The organism is Streptomyces sp. NPDC006602 (assembly GCF_042870385.1).
Taxonomy (GTDB): domain Bacteria; phylum Actinomycetota; class Actinomycetes; order Streptomycetales; family Streptomycetaceae; genus Streptomyces.
Genome location: NZ_JBIAHG010000009.1, coordinates 29916 through 51827, shown reverse-complemented (window position 1 = coordinate 51827; position 21912 = coordinate 29916). Strand labels below are relative to the sequence as shown.

18 protein-coding genes and 2 pseudogenes are annotated in these 21912 nt (G+C 71.4%); 10 read left to right on the top strand and 10 right to left on the bottom strand.

Features of this window, described 5'->3' with window-relative positions; genetic code table 11:
- Entirely contained in the window at nucleotides 1-915 is a 915-nt protein-coding gene (locus ACFYO2_RS23275) for an aminoglycoside phosphotransferase family protein (protein WP_388352145.1), read from the bottom strand.
- Nucleotides 916-1024: 109 nt separating this feature from the next.
- Nucleotides 1025-1525 (bottom strand): metallophosphoesterase family protein, encoded by a 501-nt coding sequence (locus tag ACFYO2_RS23270; RefSeq protein WP_388352142.1) that lies wholly within the window; start codon nucleotides 1523-1525, stop codon nucleotides 1025-1027.
- A 184-nt stretch (nucleotides 1526-1709) separates the two neighbouring features.
- Between ACFYO2_RS23270 and ACFYO2_RS23265 the strand changes: the two genes are divergently transcribed.
- A complete protein-coding gene (locus tag ACFYO2_RS23265; protein ID WP_388352140.1) occupies nucleotides 1710-3671 on the top strand; it encodes a glycosyltransferase family 2 protein in 1962 nt (653 codons plus the stop codon).
- A 215-nt stretch (nucleotides 3672-3886) separates the two neighbouring features.
- Here the strand turns inward: ACFYO2_RS23265 and ACFYO2_RS23260 are convergent, their stop codons facing one another.
- From ACFYO2_RS23260 to ACFYO2_RS23230, 7 genes and pseudogenes are all read right to left on the bottom strand, one after another.
- The gene (locus ACFYO2_RS23260) at nucleotides 3887-4690 is read right to left on the bottom strand and encodes a class I SAM-dependent methyltransferase (RefSeq protein WP_388352137.1); all 804 of its coding nucleotides are present in this window, start codon (nucleotides 4688-4690) and stop codon (nucleotides 3887-3889) included.
- Nucleotides 4687-4896, bottom strand: coding sequence for a hypothetical protein (locus ACFYO2_RS23255; RefSeq protein ID WP_388352135.1), 210 nt, complete (start codon nucleotides 4894-4896; stop codon nucleotides 4687-4689). Before ACFYO2_RS23255 ends, ACFYO2_RS23260 begins: the two co-directional genes overlap by 4 nt.
- Before the next feature lie 101 nt (nucleotides 4897-4997).
- Nucleotides 4998-5186: pseudogene (locus ACFYO2_RS23250) on the bottom strand (dTDP-glucose 4,6-dehydratase); the annotation flags it as partial.
- The gene (locus tag ACFYO2_RS23245; protein WP_388352132.1) at nucleotides 5183-6250 is read right to left on the bottom strand and encodes a glucose-1-phosphate thymidylyltransferase; all 1068 of its coding nucleotides are present in this window, start codon (nucleotides 6248-6250) and stop codon (nucleotides 5183-5185) included. The gene ACFYO2_RS23245 and the pseudogene ACFYO2_RS23250, both read right to left, overlap by 4 nt.
- A 73-nt stretch (nucleotides 6251-6323) precedes the next feature.
- Nucleotides 6324-6503 (bottom strand): hypothetical protein, encoded by a 180-nt coding sequence (locus ACFYO2_RS23240; protein ID WP_388352130.1) that lies wholly within the window; start codon nucleotides 6501-6503, stop codon nucleotides 6324-6326.
- 163 nt (nucleotides 6504-6666) lie between these two features.
- The gene (locus tag ACFYO2_RS23235; protein WP_388352127.1) at nucleotides 6667-7086 is read right to left on the bottom strand and encodes a CBS domain-containing protein; all 420 of its coding nucleotides are present in this window, start codon (nucleotides 7084-7086) and stop codon (nucleotides 6667-6669) included.
- Between the two features lie 59 nt (nucleotides 7087-7145).
- Complete coding sequence (locus tag ACFYO2_RS23230) at nucleotides 7146-9602, bottom strand: SpoIIE family protein phosphatase (RefSeq protein WP_388352124.1); 2457 nt, start codon at nucleotides 9600-9602, stop codon at nucleotides 7146-7148.
- Between the two features lie 233 nt (nucleotides 9603-9835).
- Here ACFYO2_RS23230 and ACFYO2_RS23225 point away from each other — a divergent pair.
- Both ACFYO2_RS23225 and ACFYO2_RS23220 read left to right on the top strand, forming a co-directional pair.
- Nucleotides 9836-10078, top strand: a pseudogene (locus ACFYO2_RS23225) (PAS sensor protein); the annotation flags it as partial.
- A gap of 25 nt (nucleotides 10079-10103) precedes the next feature.
- A complete protein-coding gene (locus tag ACFYO2_RS23220; protein ID WP_388352121.1) occupies nucleotides 10104-10259 on the top strand; it encodes a hypothetical protein in 156 nt (51 codons plus the stop codon).
- Nucleotides 10260-10379: 120 nt separating this feature from the next.
- On the opposite strand, the gene ACFYO2_RS23215 is transcribed toward ACFYO2_RS23220, so the two are convergent.
- Nucleotides 10380-11747, bottom strand: a complete 1368-nt coding sequence (locus ACFYO2_RS23215; RefSeq protein ID WP_388352118.1) for a S1 family peptidase — start codon at nucleotides 11745-11747, stop codon at nucleotides 10380-10382.
- 186 nt (nucleotides 11748-11933) lie between these two features.
- Here ACFYO2_RS23215 and ACFYO2_RS23210 point away from each other — a divergent pair, with 186 nt between their 5' ends.
- From ACFYO2_RS23210 to ACFYO2_RS23180, 7 genes are all read left to right on the top strand, one after another.
- Nucleotides 11934-12347, top strand: a complete 414-nt coding sequence (locus tag ACFYO2_RS23210; protein ID WP_388352115.1) for a PaaI family thioesterase — start codon at nucleotides 11934-11936, stop codon at nucleotides 12345-12347.
- 453 nt (nucleotides 12348-12800) lie between these two features.
- Complete coding sequence (locus ACFYO2_RS23205; protein WP_388352112.1) at nucleotides 12801-13016, top strand: type A2 lantipeptide; 216 nt, start codon at nucleotides 12801-12803, stop codon at nucleotides 13014-13016.
- Nucleotides 13017-13111: 95 nt separating this feature from the next.
- Nucleotides 13112-13918 carry an HlyD family efflux transporter periplasmic adaptor subunit gene (locus ACFYO2_RS23200; protein WP_388352109.1) on the top strand — a complete coding sequence of 269 codons (807 nt, stop codon included), beginning with the start codon at nucleotides 13112-13114 and terminating at the stop codon, nucleotides 13916-13918.
- Complete coding sequence (locus ACFYO2_RS23195; RefSeq protein WP_388352106.1) at nucleotides 13915-16137, top strand: NHLP family bacteriocin export ABC transporter peptidase/permease/ATPase subunit; 2223 nt, start codon at nucleotides 13915-13917, stop codon at nucleotides 16135-16137. The genes ACFYO2_RS23200 and ACFYO2_RS23195 overlap by 4 nt, the downstream gene beginning before the upstream one ends.
- A gap of 1 nt (nucleotide 16138) precedes the next feature.
- Nucleotides 16139-18952, top strand: coding sequence for an NHLP bacteriocin export ABC transporter permease/ATPase subunit (locus ACFYO2_RS23190; protein WP_388352103.1), 2814 nt, complete (start codon nucleotides 16139-16141; stop codon nucleotides 18950-18952).
- Nucleotides 18953-19075: 123 nt separating this feature from the next.
- Nucleotides 19076-20578 carry an MFS transporter gene (locus tag ACFYO2_RS23185; protein WP_388352100.1) on the top strand — a complete coding sequence of 501 codons (1503 nt, stop codon included), beginning with the start codon at nucleotides 19076-19078 and terminating at the stop codon, nucleotides 20576-20578.
- Nucleotides 20579-20867: 289 nt separating this feature from the next.
- Complete coding sequence (locus ACFYO2_RS23180) at nucleotides 20868-21875, top strand: Ppx/GppA family phosphatase (RefSeq protein ID WP_388352098.1); 1008 nt, start codon at nucleotides 20868-20870, stop codon at nucleotides 21873-21875.
- Nucleotides 21876-21912: the final 37 nt, after the last annotated feature.

The following is a 21912-nucleotide window of genomic DNA, read 5'->3' as shown; positions in this document are numbered from 1 at the left end:
TCAGGAACCGTGTCGGCGGTGGTCCTCGACGACCGCGTCGAGGTGACGCAGGGCCGCTGTCACCCGGGCGGGGTCCGCCTGGAAGAACGGGTCGTCCGGCACCGGCAGTGACCCCGCGACGGCCCAGCCGCGGCCCCGCGCCCAGGTGGCGTCGTCGAGGTCGACCGCCTCCCGGAAGGCGTCCCGCGCCGGGTCGGGCAGGAACTTCCAGGCGGGCTGCAGGTCCACGGCCGGGTCGGCCACCGCCAGCGTCCCGAAGTCGATGACCGCGCTGAGCCTGCCGTCCACGGTCAGCAGGTTCCCCGCGTCGAGGTCGCCGTGGATCCACACCGGCGGCCGGTCCCAGGCAGGGGCCGCCAGCGCGGCCTCCCAGACCTCCGTCACCGCGTCCGTGTCAACCAGCCGCGTCTTCTTGAGGGCTTCGATCTTGCCCCGTACGAGTGAATCGGCGGCCACGGAATCCCGCTCGTCGCCCATCGGCACGCCCCGGAAGGCGTTGCTCTGCTCGGGCCCCGGACCGCCCATGGCATCGATCGACCGCAGGGCCTTGATGAACCCGGCCAGGTCACGTGCGGCCCCGACGGGATCGGCCAGTCCCTCGGTCGTCGCCGTGTCCCCCTCCAGCCACCGGTACACCGACCACGGATACGGGTAGCCCTCGCCGGGCTCGCCCTTCGCGACCGGCTCGGAGACCTGCAGCGGCAGTTGCGGAGCGATGTGCGGCAGCCAACGGTGTTCGCGCTCCACCTGGCCCGCCCAGTGGGCGTAGCGCGGCAGCCGTACGGACAGGTCGGTACCGAGCCGGAAGGTGGCGTTGTCCATGCCGGACTGCCGGACCGGGGCCAGGGGGAGGTGCGCCCACCGCGGGAACTGGGCGGCGAGCAGACGGCGTACGAGGCCTTCGTCGATCAGCACGCCGTCCAGTTCAGCGGAGCGACGGCGCGGGCGTCCAACGAATTAGCGGTGTGAGGCCGCTTCGGAAGGGTAGGCGCGGCACACGGAAGAGTGAAGGTGTGCCCGGTTCTCAGCGCGGGGGCAGGCGGTGCAGGTGTACGTCGGTGAGGCGGCCGTCGGCCACCGTGGCGGTCATGTAGGTGCAGTGCGGCTGGCGGCGGCGGTCGGTCGGCGAGCCGGGGTTGAGCAGGCGCAGGCCTGTGGGGGCCGTGGTGTCCCAGGGGATGTGGCTGTGCCCGAAGACCAGGACGTCCGTGTCGGGGAAGCGGGCGGCGCAGCGTGCCTCGCGGCCCTGGGCGGGGCCCGTCTCGTGGACGACGGCGAAACGCAGGCCGCCGAGTTCGGCGTACGCCACCTCAGGGAGCCGGGCGCGCAACCGCGGTCCGTCGTTGTTGCCGTACACGGCAATGAGCCTGGCGCTGCGGGCCTCCAGCAGATCGAGGGTGGCCGTGTCGACCCAGTCCCCGGCGTGGAACACGACGTCGGCGCGCGGGAGTTCGGCGAGCAGCGGCGCCGGGAGTTCCTTGGCGCGCCGCGGGAGGTGGGTGTCGGACATCAACAGGAGGCGCACCGCGTCAGATTAACCGCGCGGCGGCGACGGGACCCGCAGGCCCGCCGCGCCTGCGCCACCCGGTCACGCCACGCGCTGTGGCCGGTGAGGCGGAGATGGACAACGGTCCCGGTGGCGTTAGCATCTGCCAACGCATACCAGCGACATCACCCACGGCAAGCGAACTGAGGGGGCCCGGAGCCCGATGCCGGTGAAGGTCAGCGTCATCGTTCCCGTCTACAACCCGGGGAACTACATCGAGGACTGCATCGCCTCTTTGCTGAGGCAGTCACTGCCTCCCGACGAGTACGAAGTGCTCTTCGTCGACGACGGGTCCACCGACGGCACACCCGCCCGGCTCGACGAGGTGGCCGCCGCCGACCCCCGGGTGACCGTCGTCCACCAGGAGAACTCCGGCTGGTCGGGCAAGCCCCGCAACGTGGGGATCGACGCTGCCGAGGGTGACTACGTCATGTTCGTCGACAACGACGACTACCTCGGCGACGAAGCCCTGGAACGGATGCACGACTACGGGGTGGCCAACGACGCCGACGTCGTGATCGGAAAGATGGCCGGCAAGGGACGGGGCGTGCCGGTGGAGTTGTTCCGCCGCAACCATCCGCGCGCCACCGTCGAGAACGCCCCGCTGATCGACAGCCTCACCCCGCACAAGATGTTCCGCCGGAAGTTCCTCGACGACATCGGGCTGCGCTTCCCGGAGGGCAGACGGCGCCTCGAGGACCACGTGTTCGTCACCGAGGCGTATTTGCGCGCGGGCAACATCTCCGTTCTCAGCGATTACGTCTGCTACTACCACGTCAAGCGGGACGACGCGTCCAACGCCGGCTTCCAGCGCTTCGATCCGGGCGGGTACTTCAAGAACCTCCGCGAGGCCCTCGACATCGTCGAGGAGTACACCGATCCGGGGCCGCTGCGCGACCGGCTCCTGCGGCGCTGGCTGCGCAACGAGATGGTCGAGCGCATGCGCGGCCGACGGCTGCTCAAACTGCCCGCGGACTACCGCAGGGAGCTGTTCGACGAGATCCACGGGGTCGTCGTCGAGCGCTTCGGGCCCGGTGTCGCGGCGGGGCTCCCGCCGACGCAGCGGATCATCGCCGCGCTGATCGCCGCCGACCGGTACGACGACGTGGTGGCGTTCGCCGAGTGGGAGGCCTCCGTCGCGCTCAGGGCCGAGCCCTTGGGCGTGCGGTGGGAGGACGGGGCGCTGCGCGTCGACTTCGCCGTCGAGTACACGGTCGGCGGTGAACCGATGACGTTCCCGGCCGACCCGGCCAATGCCGCGGCGTCCGGTCCGCCCGCGGACGTCGCCGAAGCGGTCGCCCGGGTGGCGGCCGACAGCGTCGCCCGTTTCGGGACGGCCACGGCGGACCTGCTGCTGCGCGAACGCGCCACTTCCGCACAGTACTTCCAGCCGGTGCGGGTCACCCGGGAGACCGTCCCGGCCGAGGAGGACGGGCGGGTGCGGCTGGTGCTGCGCGCCACGGCCGTCGTCGACGCCGCCACCGCGGCCGACGGGGCCCCGGCGGGCGCCGGACTGTGGGACTTCTTCGTCCGCGTCAAGCTGGGCGGCTGGACCAAGGACTGTCGCCTGGGTCCGATCCGCCCGGTTGCCCGCAAGGACCGCACGGCCGCGTCCGCCGGTGTCGTGGCCGGCCGGGTCGTGCTGCCGTACTGGACCGACCCACACGCCCATCTGGCCCTGGCCGTCGACAGCGCGGACCGGCGGCTGGGCCTGGGCGGCCTGTCCCCCGCAGACGTCACTGTCACCGGCGACCGGCTGCGCGCGCCTCTGCCGCTGTACCTCCCCGGCGACACCGAAGTGCTGCTGCGGCTCACCGGCCCGGCCTCCCGCGAGATCCCCGGCACGCTGTCGCCGTCCCCGGACGGCTCCCGTGCGCTCCTGGAGGCGGTGCTCCCCGTCGCCGAACTCAAGGGCGGGATCTGGCGACTCGCGCTGAGTCCGGCTGCCGCCGACGAGCCCCGCTTCCTCGCACTGCCGACGGCCCTGCGCGTCAGTGGGGGCTCGGTACAGGTCGCGCGCCCGCCCGGTCCCGGTGTCGTACGGCGGCTGACGCGCGGGGCACGGCGCGTGCTGGGGCGGGCCCGCAGGAAGGCCGTTTCCCAGGTCAGGGCTTGGCGGGCGTAGAAGCAGGCGATCACTGGAGACCGAGGGCGCCGGGGTGCCGGGGCCCTCGGTCTTCGGTCTTCCCGCACGAGCGGGGCATGTTCCACGAGAGTACTGAGCCGCTGCTGTCCCCGAGGGACACCGCGGCGCCGTCGCTCGCCGAGGCGGAGCGGTCCGGCCGGTGCTGTCGTGCCGGACCTGCTCCGCCTTCTGCGAGGGCCTGCGCGGCCCGGGGATCAGCGGCTGACGGCGACCTTCTCCAGGGCCGTGCGCAGCGGCTCCCAGCCGCGGGAGCGGCCGACGCCGAGGTTGCGGGCCTTGGCCAGCGGGCCCCAGAAGGGGGCCTGGAGCAGATCCTTCGGCGGCACCGCCTGGACCCGTTCCAGGATCGCCTCGGGGACCTTCTGCGGGTCCGGCACGTCGAACTCGGCCATGATCTCGTCGTACTTGTCGTCCAGGACCCTGTTGTCCGGGTCGGCGCCGAAGATCACGAGCTGGCCGGTGGGCTGGGTGTCGACGAAGACGGTGACCAGGTCGGGCCGGTAGCGGCCGAGGATTTCGGCGACCTTGTAGACGTCCCCCGTCCAGGCACCGGTGTGCCGGTCGCGGGCCGCCTCGTCGATGTTGCGGGGCAGCATGTCGTCGAGGACGATGACGCTCGACCAGTCGGAGTGCTTCTCCACGTTCATGAAGTCGCGCAGCGCGAACTCGAACAGGTGCATGCCGTCGATGAACGACAGATCGAGGGTGGTGCGCCGCCAGTAGCCGATCGGACTGCGGCCCCGGCGCAGGTTGCGCACCGGGTGACGGCCGCCCTTGAGGTGACCGAGCGGGTTGTCCCGGGCGAAGAAGTCGTCGCTGGTGGCCTTCACCAGGTGGACGTCGCACCGGATCTCGGTGACCACCTTGAACGCGGGGTCGATCGCGATGCTGGGAACGCGGGACAGGGCGAGACTGCGGCCGTCGTTGACCCCGATTTCGAGGTAGTTGCGGTTGGCGCTGACCTTGTGCAGCTCCCGCAGGAACTCATGGCGTTTCACGCAGGGGACTCCTTGCGGATCCGAGGAAGGGCTTCGTGCAGGGTGGAGCGGGATGCGGGCCGGGGGGCCTCGCTGCCGACGGGGCGCACCCGGCCGGTGTCGGCGCCGCGGAGGCGCAACGCCTCACGGGCCGGGGCGTACCGGGTGCCCTCGCCGGAGTCGGTGGAGTGCGGGATGCCGCCCGCATCGGTGACCAGCGGTCTCATGACGTGCCCTGGAGTGCGGCGCGTCGCTTCAGCGGCTCCGACCAGGCGCGGTTGTCCCGGTACCAGGTGACGGTGTCGGCGAGACCGGCCGTGAAGGCGTGCTGGACGAACTCCAGGCGGGGGTGGTCGCGTTCGAGGTTGTCGAGGGTGCCGGCGTGGCTGAGCTTGTCCAGCACGGTGATCCGCGGAGGGTCGGTGGCTTCGGGCGCGTCGGCCGCTTCGCCTGCGAGCAGCGTGCGGACGTGGGTCGAGCCGATGAACCCGGCGGCGCCGGTGGCGAGAAGGTTCATGTGTGGATCTGCACCTTGCTGTGGTCTCCGAGGACGAGACGGTGGGCGCTGGGCACATTGGGTGCCGGAGTCACCTCGACGTGGCGGCCGATGAGCGAGGACTCGACGCGGCCGACACCGTCGATCGAGGAGTCCCGCAGCACGATGGAGAACTCCACCTCGCTGTCGGTGACACGGCAGTTCTCCGCGATCGAGGTGAAGGGGCCGACATAGGAGTCGCTGACCAGGGTTCCGGCGCCGACCACGACGGGGCCGACGATGCGTGACCGCACGATGCGCGCCCCCTCCTCCACCACGACTCGCCCGATGGTCTCGGACTTCTCGTCGACCTCACCGTCGATCCGGGGGTTCATGGCTTCCAGGACCCTGCGGTTGACCTCCAGCATGTCCTCGACGTTCCCGGTGTCCTTCCAGTAGCCCTGGATGACGGTGGAACGGACGTCGGCGCGGGCGTCGATGAGGTGCTGGATGGCGTGCGTGATCTCCAGCTCGCCGCGCCAGGACGGCTCGATGGCGTGCACCGCCTCGTGGATCGCGGAAGTGAAGAGATACACCCCGACAAGGGCGAGATCGCTTCTGGGGTGTTCCGGCTTCTCCTCCAGACTCACCACGCGCCCGTGCGGATCGAGTTCGGCGACGCCGAAGGCGCGGGGATCGGGGACCCGGGTGAGCAGGATCTGGGCGTCGGGCCGGTGCGCGCGGAACTCGTCGACGAGGTCGGTGATGCCGCCGACGATGAAGTTGTCGCCCAGGTACATCACGAAGTCGTCGTCACCCAGATAGTCCTGTGCGATCAGGACCGCGTGGGCGAGGCCGAGGGGTCTTTCCTGGGGGATGTAGGTGATGTCCAGCCCGAACTTCGAGCCGTCACCGACGGCTTCCTGGATCTCGGCGGCCGTGTCGCCGACGACCACCGCGACGTCGGTGACACCGGCCGCGGCGATCGATTCCAGGCCGTAGAACAGGACAGCTTTGTTAGCAACGGGCACCAGCTGTTTGGCCGACGTGTGTGTGATCGGCCTCAACCGTGTACCGGCGCCGCCGGACAACACGAGAGCCTTCATCTGCGTCACCATAGCCCCGTCGAACGGACCATGGCGAGCGCGTGGCCGCCGTGTTACGGCAGCTCCGCGGCGGTCAGTCCTCGCCCCTGAAGATGTTCCCCTCGGATCCCGGCTGCGTCGCTCGCTCCGCGCTCTCGTCCGCCACGGCGGGCAGACAGGTCCGCAGCGCGCGTCCGTCGCGCAGGCGGCGGGCCCTCGACCAGCCCGTCTCGGGCCTGCGGGCAACGGGTTTCTCATTGATCTGCGCGGTCACGGCACTTCATCTTCCTTCTGCGTCCGGTCCTGCCCTCGGCCCGCTCCGAAGCCGGGGCGCTCCGTCCTTCCGTGCTGTGCCACCGAGTCCCCTGAGGCGGTAGTGCCAAACCGGCGCCCCCTTCACGGGCACCGGCTTAGCACGTTTGTGCGTGGTGTCGTCCTCAGGTGTTGGGCCGGGCCGCGCTGATGTCACCCAGGGCCGAGTCGGGGTCGCGTTCCATCGCCAGGTCTGCCAGGGCGACGATGCCGACGGGGCGGCCGCCCTCGACGACCGGGAGCCGGCGCACGGCGTGCTCGCGCATGAGCTCGACGGCGCGGATCACGTCGTCCTCGGGGGTCAGGGTGACCAGGTCGTCGCTGCATGCTTGGGCGACGGTGGTCTGCTCGGGGTCGCCACCCTCGGCGAGCGAGCGCACCACGAGGTCGCGGTCGGTGACCAGGCCGCGAAGTTCGTCGCCGTCCGTGACGATGACGGCTCCGAGGTCCTGGTCGCGCATGATCCTGGCCACCGCCGTCACGGAGGTCTGCGGTTCCACGGTGACCGGCGCGCTGGTCATGATGTCGCTGACGTGCTGGGTCATGACGTGCCTCTCTGCTCGGGGGGTTGCCTGCCCCGGGTACCCAGGTGAGCGGGCCGTCGTCACTCCTCCAGCGGGACCTCGCTCCACACCTGCTTGCCGCCGCTGACGGGCACCGTCCCCCACGCCGTCGACATGGCCTCGACGAGGAGGATGCCGCGCCCTCCGGTGGCCTCCCAGCCGATGCTGGTCGGCTTGACTGGGGTGCGCGGGGAGGAGTCCGAGACGGCGACGCGCAGCTTGTGGTTGATGCTCATGAGGTCGAGGCGGACCCTGCCGTCGGTGTGGACGAGGGCGTTGGTGACGAGCTCGGAGACGACGAGCAGGGCGGCGTCCATGGCGTCGCCCGGCACGCCCCAGGTGCGCAGGGTGCGGCGGGTGAAGCGGCGGGCCTGCCCGACGGCCTGCGGGACGCGCCACACGGTCCAGCCCTCGCGCTGCGGGCGCACCGCCATGCCGTCGTAGCGCATCAGGAGCAGGGCGACGTCGTCGCTGCGGCGGGCGTTGCCGAGCAGGGCGTCGGCGACGAGTCCGAGGTGGGCGGGGTCGGAGACGGCCAGTTCGTGGGCGAAGTGGTCCATGCCCTCGTCGATGTCGGCCTCGTGGGACTCGACCAGGCCGTCCGTGGTCAGGGCGAGGACCGTGCCGGGCTGCAGCCTGAGCGGGCTCATCTGGAAGTCGGCCTGCCGCACCACGCCGAGCGGCGGGCCGCCCTCCGCCTCGGGGATCTCGGTGCTGCCGTCCGGGTGACGCAGCACCGGCGGGAGGTGTCCGGCGCGCACGTACCAGGCGGAGCCCTCCTCCAGGTCGACGTCGACGTAGGCGCAGGTGGCGAAGAGGTCGCTCTCCAAGTCCATGAGGAGGCGGTTGGCGTGGGAGACGACGACGTCCGGCGGATGCCCCTCGATGGCATACGCGCGCAGGGCGGTGCGCATCTGCCCCATGAGAGTGGCGGCGCCCGCGCTGTGGCCCTGGACGTCGCCGATGACGAGGGCCACGTGGTTGTCCGGCAGCGGGATCACGTCGTACCAGTCGCCGCCGAGCTCGAGGCCCGCCGTGCTCGGCAGGTAGCGGGCCACGGCGACCGCGCCGGGCAGTTTGGGCAGGCGGCGCGGCAGCAGCTGACGCTGCAGCATGCCGACGAGTTCGTGCTCGGCGTCGAAGGCGTGGGCGCGCATCAGGGCCTGCCCGGCGAGGCCCGCGGAGGCGGTGAGCAGGGCCCGTTCGTCGGAGCCGAAGTCGTGCGGGGTGTCCCAGCCGATGAGACAGGCGCCCGCCATGCGGCCGGTGCCGGGCAACGGCAGTACGGCGAGACCGCCGGGTCCGACCTCGGCGAGGGCGGGCTCCAGGGCCGTACCGGCGGGCCAGATCTGGGAGCGGCCCTCGCGCAGGGCGGCGGCGAGGGTGGGCATGGAGCGCACGGGCGCGTCGGGCCATTCGGAACGCCACTCGGTGCGCCACAGCTCGGGCCACGCCTCCGGTTCGGGCGGGTCGAGGACGGTGACGACGAGCCGGTCGCCCTCCAGCTCGGCGAGGGCGATCCGGTCGGCCCTCAACGGCCCGCGCAGCGCCGAGACGACGGCCTGGCCGACATCCCGGACGGTGCCCGCGATGGCGAGGGCGGCGGCCAGGCGCTGGACGCGGGCCACGTCGGTGACGTCGGAGCGCAGGGTGGAGGCGTCGGCGACGGTGCCCACCAGCCGTGCCGGGCGGCCGTCGCCGCCGGGCAGGAGCCGGCCGCGCAGCCTGAGCCATTTGGGCGGTCCGGTGGGCTGTAGGACGCGGAACTCCAGCTCGCGCTCGCCGATGGACATGTGGTCGGCCTCCACCACGGACATCAGCGAGGGCAGGTCCTCCGGAACGGTCAGGCCGAGCAGGGTCTCCACCTTGCCGTCGAACTCTTCGGGACCGATCCCGAACAGCTCCAGGATCTCGGCGCCGACCTCGACGCGGCCCGTGTCCATGGCGAGACTGAAGGCGCCCGCGGGCAGTTCGCCGCCCTCGGTTCGCTCGCCCGGGACCGGGAGCTCGACGGCGTCGGCGATCAGTTCGAGGCACTTGCGGCCGTCGGTGTCGAAGCCGGCCGTATCCTCGCTGACGGCGAGCAGACAGGCCCCGCCCTCGCCGCCGTGCGTGGGCAGGGCTGCCAGGTGGAACTCCCGCGAGGGTGCCCGCCGGGACTCGGCGCAGGCCGCGAGTTCCTCGGGGCCCAGCCACACCGGCCGTCCGTCGCGCAGGGCGTCGGCCACCGGGGAGCGGCCGGAGCGGGCGTAGGTGTCACGCAGCCCGTACAGCCTCCTGGGCACGCCGACGGACTCGACCAGACACAGCTGGTCGCCGCCCTCGCCCGAGGTGTACACGGCCGCGAACGTCGCCCGCGCGAAGACAAGCCCCTGTTCGAGGACGCGGCGGAGCCGTTCGGGTGAGTCCGGTTCGTCCATGAGGGACGTGAGGGCAACATAGGCACGCAGCGTCCTCGCTCCGCCTCCCGCCGCGCCCTCACTGACCACGTCCGCCATTACAACGCTTATGTAGCACCTGCGCAGCCCCTGTGACTGTTCCGTGGAGCAGGGGCGGCGGGCCGGCGCGCTCCTGCGCCGCCCGGTCCAGGTGGCCGGTCGCCTCGTCGGACGGCCGGCGCCGGGCGCACGGGACGCACGGCTGGCTGGTGCGGGGATCGCGCCGCTCGCCGTGCGCGATGAGCCGCCAGGGAGGAGATATGAGCCCTGGGACCCGGCGCTCGGCCGGGCACGGCTCACCGCTGTGGGTGTCGGTGCCCTGGCTCAACGACCCGGCCTACGAGGATCGCTGTCGGGCCGCGCTGCTGAGCCGGCCCACCACGTCGTTCGTGGCGCTGCGCCCGCCCGGCGACTGGCTGTCGTTCCCCCGGTATCCGAGCACGACCGGGCTGAGCGTGCGCGTCAGCCGGGCGCGGGCGGTGGCGGTGGCGGTGGCGGAGATGAACCTGACCGGGCCGCGGCCCTCCTTTACACCGACGGGCTGATCGAGTGTCGCCCGGCGTGGACATCGAGGACGCGCTCGCCGCGCTCGGGCGGCGGCCGGCCGAGGCCGGGGACCGGCCGCTGGACGAGCCGGCCGGCGAACTCGTCCGCCGGAGCGGGGCCACGCGCGAGCGGATCGACGACGTGGCGCTGCTGCTGAGGGCGCGGGCGTAGGGCTGACGCGGGGCCGAGAGACGGACGGACCGGTCCGGCCCTCCCGCCGGAGGGTCGAACCGGTCCGTGTCGTGCGCGTCGAGAGCGGCTCAGTGGGGGCGAACCGCTCTCGACGCTGGATCAGTGGGTCTCGGTCAGGCCGGAGTTGTCCTCGACGCCCGCGCCGGTGTCCTCACCGGTACCGGCCTCCTCGCCGCCGACTTCCTCACCGGCGCCGGCCTCTTCGCCCGCTCCGGCTTCCTCACCGGCGCCGGCCTCCTCACCCGCTCCGGCTTCCTCACCGGCGCCGGCCTCCTCGCCCGCTCCGGCTTCCTCACCGGCGCCGGCTTCCTCACCCGCGCCGGCCTCCTCGCCGCCCGCCGCGTCACCGGCGCCGAGGGTCGCGCCGACCGCCGCCAGTGCGGTGGTGACCGGCTGGAAGAAGGTCTCGCCGCCGACCGTGCAGTCGCCGCTGCCGCCCGAGGTCAGGCCGATCGCGAGACCGTCCTGGGTGAACAGGGAGCCGCCGCTGTCGCCGGGCTCCGCGCAGACGTCGGTCTGGATGAGCCCCGTGACGGTGCCCTCCGGGTAGTTCACGGTGGCGTCGAGTCCGAGGACCTGGCCGTCGTTCAGCCCGGTGGTGCTGCCCATCCGGGACACCGCGAGGCCGACCGTGGCCTCCGCGGCCTGGGAGATCGCGACGGTCTGGCCGCCGCCGACGTTGACGTCGCTGGGCGCCACGGTCGCCGGGTCGTCGTACTTGACGAGCGCGAAGTCGCCGTCGCCGGGGAAGGTGGCCTGGTCGACGGTGGCGATCGGCTCGCCGTCCTGCGCGTCGGACCACGCCGCCTCCGCGACCCCGCAGTGACCGGCGGTCAGGAAGGCGGGGCTGCCGTCGCCCGCGGTGACGTTGAAGCCCGCCGAGCAGCGTGCACCGCCGCCGAAGATGGCGTCACCACCGGAGAGGAACGTCTTGAAGGTGCCGGCCGACTTCTTGATGGTGGCCATGCCGGAGCCGAGGCTCTCGACGGTCGACTCCAGGGTGTCCCACTTGGCGCCGGTGACCGTGCTGTCGGCGGTGACCTGGATCTTGTTGGTCTTGGGATCGACGGCCCACGCGGTGCCCGGGATGGTCGCCTCGGCCTTGAGGGTCTGGGCGCCGGCCTCGAGTTCGCGGATGCTGTTCTCGACCTCGCGGACCTTCGCGCCCGCCTTCTTCGCCTGGACGATCACGTTGTTGTTGTCGCCCGAGATGACGTTGACGACCAGTTGCTGGCTGTCGGTGTCGTAGTAGGAGCCGGCGAAAGCGTCACCGAGCAGCCCGGCGAGTTGCGAGGCGAGATCCGAGGCGTCCCCGGCCTTGAGGGTTCTGGGCGCGGCGGCGGTGTCGTTCGACGAGCCGTCCTGGGAGGCGTTGGCGTTCGGCAAGAGGATCGCGGCCGCTCCGAGCGCCACCACACTGCCCGCCGCTATCGCGACCTTGCGCTTCGGAATTCGCTTGTGACTCAAACTTCTCGACCTCCTGAGGGACCGGAGTCTGCTGCCGGTGTGCGGCAGTTGTTAAGGGCGCCTGGATGGCAGTGGGTACGCACGGGGCTCACGGGGCGTTCAATTCCGTTTCCGTGCGCCCCGCGTGAAACACCGAATCGGCCACGTCCCGCACCCATCGGTCCGGTGCGGGGAACAATCCCCCATATGACGATGACCACCGCCGAAGCCGACAAGATCCTCGCCGCCAACTTCGCCCCATGGGTCCTCGAACTGGGACTTCGTGTGGAGGCGTTGGGGGACGACCGCGCGAACCTGCGACTTCCCTGGTCGGACCGCCTGTCCCGGGAGGGCGGCGGGCTGTCCGGGCAGGCCCTGATGGCCGCCGCCGACACGGCGACCGTGATCGCGGTGTCCGCCGCCCGGGGTGCCTACGGACCGATGACGACCGTGCAGCAGTCCACGTCCTTCCAGCGGGCGGTGACCGGTTCGGATGTCCTGATCGAAGCGGTCGTCACCAAGCTGGGCCGCCGGATGGCGTTCGCCGACATCACGATGACCGACGAGCGGTCCGGACAGATCGCGGCACGGGCGAGCACGGTCTACGCACTTCTGGTCTGACACGTTCGGCAACTGGTCTGCAACGGTCCGTCGTGAACACCGGACCGAATCCTTGCTCCCGGGAATCTGCACATCGAATGCCCAACGAGGTCACCGCACGCGAAGGATCTGCACAAGCCGTGGTGGCCCGCACGTCATTGGCGCGGAGTGTCGGATTCGCGACGGCGAGCGCAAGAGCCCGTAGCGGCACACGGCCGTGCCACGTGTGAAGAAGTCGCCGCCAAGCCGTGCCCACTCCTGCACGGATGGGTACTCCAGAGCCACAAGTGCCCTGGTGAGAAGGGTGGTTGATTGGATGCCCGGACCTGCCGCGTGCTTTGATCCATCGCACCGCAGGAGCCGCCAAGGGCTCATCCGGAAACGGGCGTCCGGCGCCTGCGGTCGCGGCCGTCCGTCTGTCCCCAGAGGGGGCCGCTCCCCCTTGTGAATATCCATATGAAGGGAAGTTCCATCATGAACTCCACCCCCCAGGTTGAGACCGTCGAGATCTCCGACGCCGACCTCGACAACGTCTCCGGCGGTCTGTCCGTGAACGCTCTGGGCACCGTCACCGGCCTGGTGGACGGCATTGCCCCGGTTTCCGGCCTGGTCAACACGGCCGTCGGCACCGTCGAGGGTGTGACCGGCCTGAACACCGCCCCGGTCACCAGCCTGGTCGCCGGTATCTGATCGCACTTTTGTGACCGTAGAGTCCCGGAGCCGTATCCCGGCTCCGGGATTCTCGGGTGCCGTAAAAGATCTCCCCCACAGGTGAGGGAAAGTCCGTGCAGTTCCGCCAACAGGCCCTCGCCAAGCTCCAGTCGCCTGAGGAGCTCGACCTTCCGGTGCGGTTCGCCCGTCCCCAGGGCTGGCTCGTGCTGTCCGTGACGGTGGTCGTGATGGCAGCCGCGTCCGTGTGGGCGGTGACCGGCTCGGTGGCCTCCACGGTCGGTGCGCCCGCGATCCTCACGCACGGCGAGGGCAGTTACATCCTGCAGAGCCCGGTGGCGGGCCAGGTCACGGCGATCGTCGCCGAAGAGGGCGTCAGGCTGCCCGCGAACTCCCCCGTCCTGAAGGTCCGTACGGCCGACGGCGACACCGTCGTCCGTACCGTCGCCGCGGGCCGGGTCACCGCGCTCGCCGCCACCATCGGGCAGATCATCCAGACCGGCGCGAACGTCGCCGCCGTGGAAGAGGTCGCCCACGCCACCGACCCGCTGTACGCGACGGTGTACGTCCCCGCCGAGAACGCGGCCTCCATCCCCGCCAACGCCGCCGTGGACCTGACCGTCTCCTCGGTGCCCACGCAGGAGTACGGCGTGCTGCGCGGCCATGTGAAGACAGTGGACCGCTCGGCCCAGTCGGCCCAGCAGATCGGCGCGTTCCTCGGGGACAGCCAGCTCGGCCAGCAGTTCACCAAGGACGGCCGGCCGGTGGCCGTGCTGGTCAGGCTGGACAAGTCGGCCGGCACGAAGAGCGGCTACAAGTGGTCCTCGGCGGACGGGCCGCCCTTCTCCCTCACCTCCATGACCATGGCCGACGCGTCGATCCGGCTGGCCGACCAGCGTCCCGTCGACTGGCTGCTGCCGTGAGTGCCGCACAGGACACCAGAAGCAGGCGCAGAGCCGCCCCGCCCAAGCGACCGGTCCCCAAGGGCAGGGTCAAGACGGTCCATACCCCCACCGTGCTCCAGATGGAGGCCGTCGAGTGCGGCGCCGCCTCCTTGGCGATGGTGCTCGGCCACTACGGCAGGCACGTCCCGCTGGAGGAGCTGCGCATCGCCTGCGGTGTGTCCCGGGACGGCTCGCGGGCCAGCAACCTGCTGAAGGCGGCCCGCAGTTACGGCCTGACCGCCAAGGGCATGCAGATGGACACGGCCGCCCTCGCCGAGGTGCGCACGCCGGCCGTGCTGTTCTGGGAGTTCAACCACTACGTCGTCTACGACGGCATGGGGCGCCGTTTCGGGCGGCGCGGCGTGTACATAAACGACCCCGGCAAAGGCCGCCGTTTCGTACCGATGGAGGACTTCGACGGCAGCTTCACCGGTGTCGTCCTGGTCATGGAGCCCGGCGAAAGCTTCACCAAGGGCGGGCGCAAGCCGGGTGTGCTGGGCGCGATGCCGGCCCGGCTGCGCGGCACCGCGGGCACCATGCCGGCGGCGGTGCTGGCGAGCCTGCTGCTGGTGCTGGTCGGCGCGGCCGTGCCCGCGCTCAGCCGTACCTATATCGACATGTTCCTGATAGGGGGCCAGACGTCCCTGCTGGGCGTGCTGTTCGCGTCGATGGGCGCGTCCGTGCTGCTCACCCTCGTGCTGACCTGGCTGCAGCAGGCGAACCTGCTGCACGGCCGCATCATCTCCTCCACCCTCTCCAGCGCCCGCTTCCTGCGCCATCTGCTGCGGCTGCCGGTCACCTTCTTCTCCCAGCGCAGCCCGGCCGACCTGGTGCAGCGCCTCCAGTCCAACGATCAGGTGGCCGAGACGCTGGCCCGCGACCTCGCGGCGGCGGGCGTGGACGCCGTGGTCGTGGCCCTCTACGCGGTGCTGCTGTACACGTACGATCCGCAACTCACCTACGTCGGCATCGGTGTAGCGCTGCTGAACGTGGTGGCCATGCGGGTGGTGATCCGGCTGCGTGCCACCCGTACGGCGAAGCTGCGCGCCGACAGCGCCCGGCTCACCAACACCGCCTACACGGGCCTGCAGTTGATCGAGACGATGAAGGCGACCGGCGGCGAGGACGGCTACTTCCGCAAGTGGGCCGGGCAGCACGCCACCACACTGGAAGAGCAGCAGCGGCTCGGTGTGCCGAGCGCCTGGCTGGGCGTGGTCGCGCCGACGCTCGCCTCGTTGAACAGCGCGCTCATCCTGTGGATCGGCGGGATGCGGGCCGTGGAGGGCGGCATCTCGGTCGGCCTCCTTGTCGCCTTCCAGGCGCTGGTGACCCGCTTCACCGCCCCGATCACCCGTCTCAACGGCGTCGCGAGCCGCATCCAGGACTTCGCGGCCGACGTGGCGCGGCTGAAGGACGTGGAGAGCTTCCAGGCCGACCCGCTCTACGGCCGCCCCGGCGCCGGCGAGTCGACGCGGCGTCTGCAGGGCCACGTCGAGCTGCAGAACATCTCCTTCGGCTACAACCCGCTCGACAAGCCCCTGCTGTCCGGCTTCGACCTGACCGTCGGTCCGGGCCGGCAGGTCGCGCTGGTCGGCGGCTCCGGCAGCGGCAAGTCCACGGTGTCCCGGTTGATCTCCGGGCTGTACGCGCCGTGGGAGGGCGTGATCCGCATCGACGGGCAGCGCATCGACGACATTCCGCGCGGGGCCCTGGCCGCGTCCGTCTCCTTCGTCGACCAGGACGTCTTCCTCTTCGAGGGCTCGGTCCGCGACAACGTGGCGCTGTGGGACCCGTCGATCCCCGACGACGCCGTGGTGGACGCGCTGCGGGACTCCGCCCTGTACGACGTCGTGATGCGCCGCCCGGGCGGCATCCACAGCAAGGTCGAGCAGGACGGCCGCAACTTCTCCGGCGGGCAGCGCCAGCGTCTGGAGATCGCCCGGGCCCTGGTGCGCAGGCCCAGCATCCTGGTCCTCGACGAGGTGACGAGCGCGCTGGACGCGGAGACCGAGCTGACGGTGATGGACAACCTGCGCAAGCGCGGCTGTGCCTGTGTGGTGATCGCACACCGGCTCAGCACCGTGCGCGACAGCGACGAGATCGTCGTACTCCAGCACGGCACGATCGTGGAGCGCGGGCGGCACGAGGAGCTGGTGGTGCGCGGTGGCGCGTACGCCGAGCTGGTCAGGGAGCGGTGAGATGACGACCGCACACGAGCCGGACCTCGTTCTGGGCGCGCTCGGGTCCATGGGCACGCCGATCGACTGCACCGGCCTGAGCCGCATCGAGCTGGCAGGGCCACAGGTGCTGTGGCTGGTGGCGGCGGGCGCCGTGGACCTGTTCGCGGTGGACGCCGAGCTACAGGGCCACTGGCACCACCTCGGCCGCCTGGAGGCGGGCTCGCTGCTGCTCGGGCCGGTCGCGGGGCCCCAGCACACCCTGGTCGCCCGCCCGCTCAGGGACTGCGTGGTGCACCGCATCAACCTGCGGGAGCTGTACCAGCCGGCGGACACCCAGACGTGGTCCTACGACGAGTACGGCAACCCCCAGTACGTGCCGCCGACGACGAGCCCGCTGGAGTACGCCCTCGCCCTCGGCGTCGGCCGCAGTCTGTCCATCCTCTTCCAGGCACCGATGGCCACCGACCGGGCCGCGGCGCCGACCGACGACGACGTCTTCTGGATGCAGGTGCCGCCGGGCAGCGTGCAGTACGGCTCGCTGTACGGTGCGGAGGCTGCGTCCGACCTGCTGATGGACCCCGCCGTGTGGCAGAGCATGGTCGATCAGCAGTACCGGCTGCTGACCACGCTGGACCGGTGGATCGAGCAGCTGGAGCACACCCACGAGACGCGGACGGCCGCCGGCATCAAGGCCGGTGAAGCGGTCCGCGCCCAGGCCGACCGGACCCTGCTGGCGTCCATCGGCAAGTCGTCGAAGCGCGCGACGGCCGCCGACGCGGACGCCAGTTACGCCGCGTGCAGGCTGGTCGCCCGCGCGGCCGGCATCCCGCTCGCCGAGCCCGCGCAGTCCGGCACCGAGAGCGACCGTCTCGACCCGGTCGAGCGGATCGCCCTGGCCTCCCGGGTCCGGATCAGGTCCGTACGGCTCGACGGCCGCTGGTGGCGGGACAACGTCGGCCCGCTGGTGGGCCACCGGACCCTGTCCGGTGCGCCGGTCGCGCTGCTGTGGCGGCGCGGCGGCTATGTGTCCGTGCACCCGGCGACCGGTCGGGAGACGCCGATCGAGAAGGCCAACGCCGAGGAGTTCGAGCCGCGCGCGGTGATGTTCTACCGTCCTCTGCCCGACCGGCCGCTCACTCCCCTCGGGCTGCTCCGCTTCAGCATGCGCGGCACGGGCGGAGACCTCAGGAACCTGCTGATCAGCGGGCTGGTGACGGTCGCGATCGGGGCGCTGGTGCCGATCGCCACCGGCAAGGTGCTCGGCGAGTACGTGCCGAGGGCGCAGACCGACCTGATCGTGCAGGTGTGTCTTGCCGTGATGATCAGCAGCGTGGTGGCCGCGGCCTTCATGCTGCTGGAGAACCTGACCATGCTCCGCATGGAGGGCCGTATCGAGTCGACGCTCCAACCGGCGGTGTGGGACCGGCTGCTGAGGCTGCCGACCAAGTTCTTCACCGAGCGCTCGACCGGCGAGCTGGCGAGCGCGGCCATGGGCATCAGCGCGATCCGCCGGATGATGGCGGGCATCGGACCGGTCGTCGCCCAGTCGGTGACCGTGGGCGCGATGAACCTGGGACTGCTGTTCTGGTACAGCGCCTCGATGGCACTGGCGGCGATCGGCATGCTCGTCGTCATCGCCGCGGTGTTCCTGGGGCTCGGGCTGTGGCAGGTGCGCTGGCAGCGACGTCTCGTGGTGCTCGGCAACAAGCTGAACAACCAGGCGTTCCAGACCCTGCGCGGCCTGCCGAAGCTCAGGGTGGCGGCGGCGGAGAACTACGCCTACGCGGCCTGGGCCTCTCAGTTCGCGCGCAGCCGCGAGCTGCAGCAGAAGGTCGGCCGCATCAAGAACCTGACCACGGTGATGGGCGCGGTGTACCTGCCGCTGTGCACCCTGGTGATGTTCATGCTGCTGGCAGGTCCGGCGCGCGGGGCGATGTCGGCGGCCGCGTTCCTCACCTTCAACACCTCGGTGACGATGCTGCTGACCGCCGTCACCCAGCTGACCGGCTCTTTCGTCTCGGTGGTGGCCGCGCTGCCGCTGTTCGAGGAGATCAAGCCGGTGCTGGACGCCACGCCCGAGGTGCGCACGGCCAGCACCCGCCCCGGTCCCCTGTCCGGCGGGATCGAGGCCCGCCGGCTCTCCTTCCGTTACTCGGACGACGGTCCACTGGTCCTCGACGACGTGTCCTTCGACGTACGGCCCGGCGAGTTCGTGGCGATCGTCGGCCCGAGCGGCTGCGGCAAGTCGACCCTGCTCAGGCTGCTGATCGGCTTCGACCGGCCGGTCTCGGGCAGCGTGCTGTACGACGGTCAGGACCTGGCCGCCCTCGACCAGTCCGCCGTACGCCGGCAGTGCGGTGTGGTGCTCCAGCACGCGCAGCCGTTCACCGGTTCCATCCTGGATGTCATCTGCGGCACCGAGCCGTACACGCCGGAGGAGGCCCTCGCCGCGGCCGAGATGGCGGGGCTCGCCGAGGACATCAAGCGGATGCCGATGGGCCTGCACACGATCGTCTCGGGCAGCGGGGCGATCTCCGGCGGCCAGCGCCAACGGCTCATGATCGCCCAGGCGTTGATCCGCCGGCCGCGCATCCTCTTCTTCGACGAGGCGACCAGCGCCCTCGACAACGAGACGCAGCGCACGGTCATCGAGAGCACCAAGGCCCTCAACGCGACCCGGATCGTCATCGCGCACCGCCTGTCGACCGTGCTGGACGCGGACCGCGTGATCGTCATGGAGGACGGCAAGGTCGCCCAGCAGGGCCCGCCCGCGCAGCTCCTCGCGGACACCGGCGGCCGGCTGCACGAGCTGGTGCGGCGACAGATGGCGTAGACCGCCTCCAGGGCGCTCCAACGAAACTTTGCCGTTTCGCTGAATGTGGTCTAACCTCAACGTGTACGAAACGGTTTCGTTTAGGTACCCATTGCCTTCGGCCGATTTCCCTGGAGTCCCCCGATGTCCGACAAGACACTGACCGACAGCGGCCCCGAGGGCGCCGTCCAGGCACCCGCCGCCGCCTCCTCCAGGCGGTGGTGGATCCTCGCCGTCATCGCCCTCGCCCAGCTGATGGTGGTCCTGGACGCCACCATCGTGAACATCGCCCTGCCCTCGGCCCAGGCCGACCTCGGGTTCTCCGACGGCAACCGGCAGTGGATCGTCACCGCGTACGCCCTGGCGTTCGCCTCCCTGCTGCTGCTCGGCGGCCGGATCGCCGACCTGTTCGGCCGCAAGCCCGCCTTCCTCGTCGGTGTCGTCGGCTTCGCGGCCGTCTCCGCCCTCGGTGGTGCCGCGACCAACTTCGAAATGCTGGTCACAGCCCGTGCCCTCCAGGGCGCCTTCGGCGCGCTCCTCGCACCCGCCGCGCTCTCCCTGCTCAACACGACGTTCACCGACGCCCGCGAGCGTGCCAAGGCGTTCAGCGTGTACGGCGCCATCGCCGGTGCGGGCGGCGCGGTGGGCCTGCTGCTCGGCGGCGTCCTGACCGACGCCCTCGACTGGCGCTGGACCCTGTACGTCAACGTCGCCATCGCCGTCGTCGCCTTCGTCGGCGGCTGGATGCTGCTCACCCACCGCCGCGACGCCACGAACTCCAAGCTGGACGTGCCGGGCACCGTGCTGGTCGCCGGTGGTCTGTTCTCCCTGGTCTACGGCTTCTCCAACGCGGAGACGCACGACTGGAACTCCCCCGCGACCTGGGGCTTCCTGATCGCGGGCGGTGTCCTGCTGGCCGCGTTCGCCTGGTGGCAGACCCGCGCCGAGCACCCGCTGCTGCCGCTGCGCATCCTGCTGGACCGCAACCGGGCGGCCTCGTTCCTGGCCGTGCTCATCTCCGGCGCCGGCATGTTCGGCGTGTTCCTCTTCCTCACCTACTACCTTCAGCTGAACCTGGGCTTCAGCCCGACCAAGACCGGTGTGGCGTTCCTGCCGATGGTCGCCGCGCTGATGGTGGCGGCACAGGTCGGCACCACCGCTCTGGTCCCGCGGATGGGCCCCAAGGCGGTCATCCCGTTCGGCTTCGCGGTCGCCGTGGCCGGCATGGCCTGGCTGACCGACATCGGCGTGGGCTCCGACTACACGACCGCGGTGCTGCCGCAGCTGATCATCATCGGCGCCGGCCTCGGCCTGGTCATGCCCTCGGCCATGCAGATGGCCACCGGCGGGGTCGCCGCCGAGGACGCGGGCGTCGCCTCCGCCACGGTCAACGCCATGCAGCAGGTCGGCGGTTCGATCGGTACCGCCCTGCTGAACACGCTGGCCGCGAGCGCCGCGACCGACTACCTGGTGGGCAAGGACCCCACCGACAAGCTGGTCCGGGCCCGGGCGACGATCGAGAGCTACACCACCGCCTTCTGGTGGTCGGCGGGCTTCTTCACCGCCGGCGCGCTGATCGCCTTCCTGCTCTACCGGCGCGGGGTGCCGGAGCAGGACCCGGACGCCGCGCAGGTCGTCCACATGTGATCCGGCTCGACCGAGCCGCCGTAGGGCCGAGGGGCCGCCGTCTGCAGGGAGACGGCGGCCCCTCTTCGCTGTCCGGGGCGCCGGGGCCATGGTGGGCGCAGGAGCGAGCGCCGTCGTGGCCGGATGCACAGACCGGTCGCGGCGCTCGGCAGCACGTTCTTTCCCGCGCTCGCCACCTCCCCCGGCACCGTGGCCGTCCTGGTGCCGGGGTGACCGTCCGGGTGGCGGGCGGGTGGCCGCGGCGCGGCGGATGACGTTGGACGGTCCCGCAACCGGGTACTCACGGGCCATGCGAATCAGCGTCGTTGATGTGGGCTCGAACACGGTCAGACTGGTTGTCGCGGACGCGGAGGGTGGGGTGCCGCTGCCCGTCCACACCGCCAAGTGGCGCCTGAGGCTGTCCGATCATGTGAAGCCCGGCGGCCCGGTGCCGCGGGAAGCTGTCGAACGGCTCGTCGAGGCGGTCACCGAGGCGAGCAGGACCGCGACCCGCTGGGGCGCCGCGAGCCCCCTGGCCTTCGCGACCGCGGTGGTGCGCAGCGCCCCGAACCGTCAGGAGGTGCTGCGTACCGTACGGACCCGGACGGGAGTCGGGCTGTGCACCCTGCCGGGCGAGGTCGAGGCCGAGCTCACGTTTCTCGGGGCGCGGCGCTGGATGGGCTGGCGGTCGGGGCCGCTCGCACTGCTGGACATCGGCGGCGGCTCGCTCGAAGTGGCCTTCGGGCGCGGCCGGTTGCCGGACTTCGTGGCCTCGCTGCCGCTCGGCGCGGGCCGGCTGACCCACGAGTTCTTCGAGGGCCAGGACCCGCCGCCGCCTGAGCAGGTGCGGGCGCTGCGCCGCAAGGTCCGCCATCAACTGCGGGACGTGGCCGCGCGGATCCGCTGGGAAGGACCGCACACGGCAGTGGCCACCTCGCGCACCTTCCAGCAGCTGGGCCGCCTGTGCGGGGCCCCGCCCGGGCGGCACGGCCCGTTCATGGAACGGCGGTTGCACCGCGCCGACCTGCGGGAGGCGGTCGCCCGGCTGGCCGTCCTGCCGGCCGACCGACGCGCCGCGCTGCCCGGCATCTCCGCGCCCCGAGCGGTGCAGAGCCTGGCCGGCGCGGTGGTCGGGCACACGGCCATGAAGCTGACCGGGATCAAGACGCTGACGCTCTGCCCGTGGGCGATCCGCGAAGGGGTGCTGCTGCGTCACATCGAGGACGGGGCGCCCTGGTGGGCGGAGATCATCCGCCGCAATGAGGAAGCGGCTCCTCCGGATCCGGTACCGCTGCGCATCGCGACGGCGACCGACTGAACCGGGGAAGCCGGAGAAGCCGGAGGAAACCTGAGAA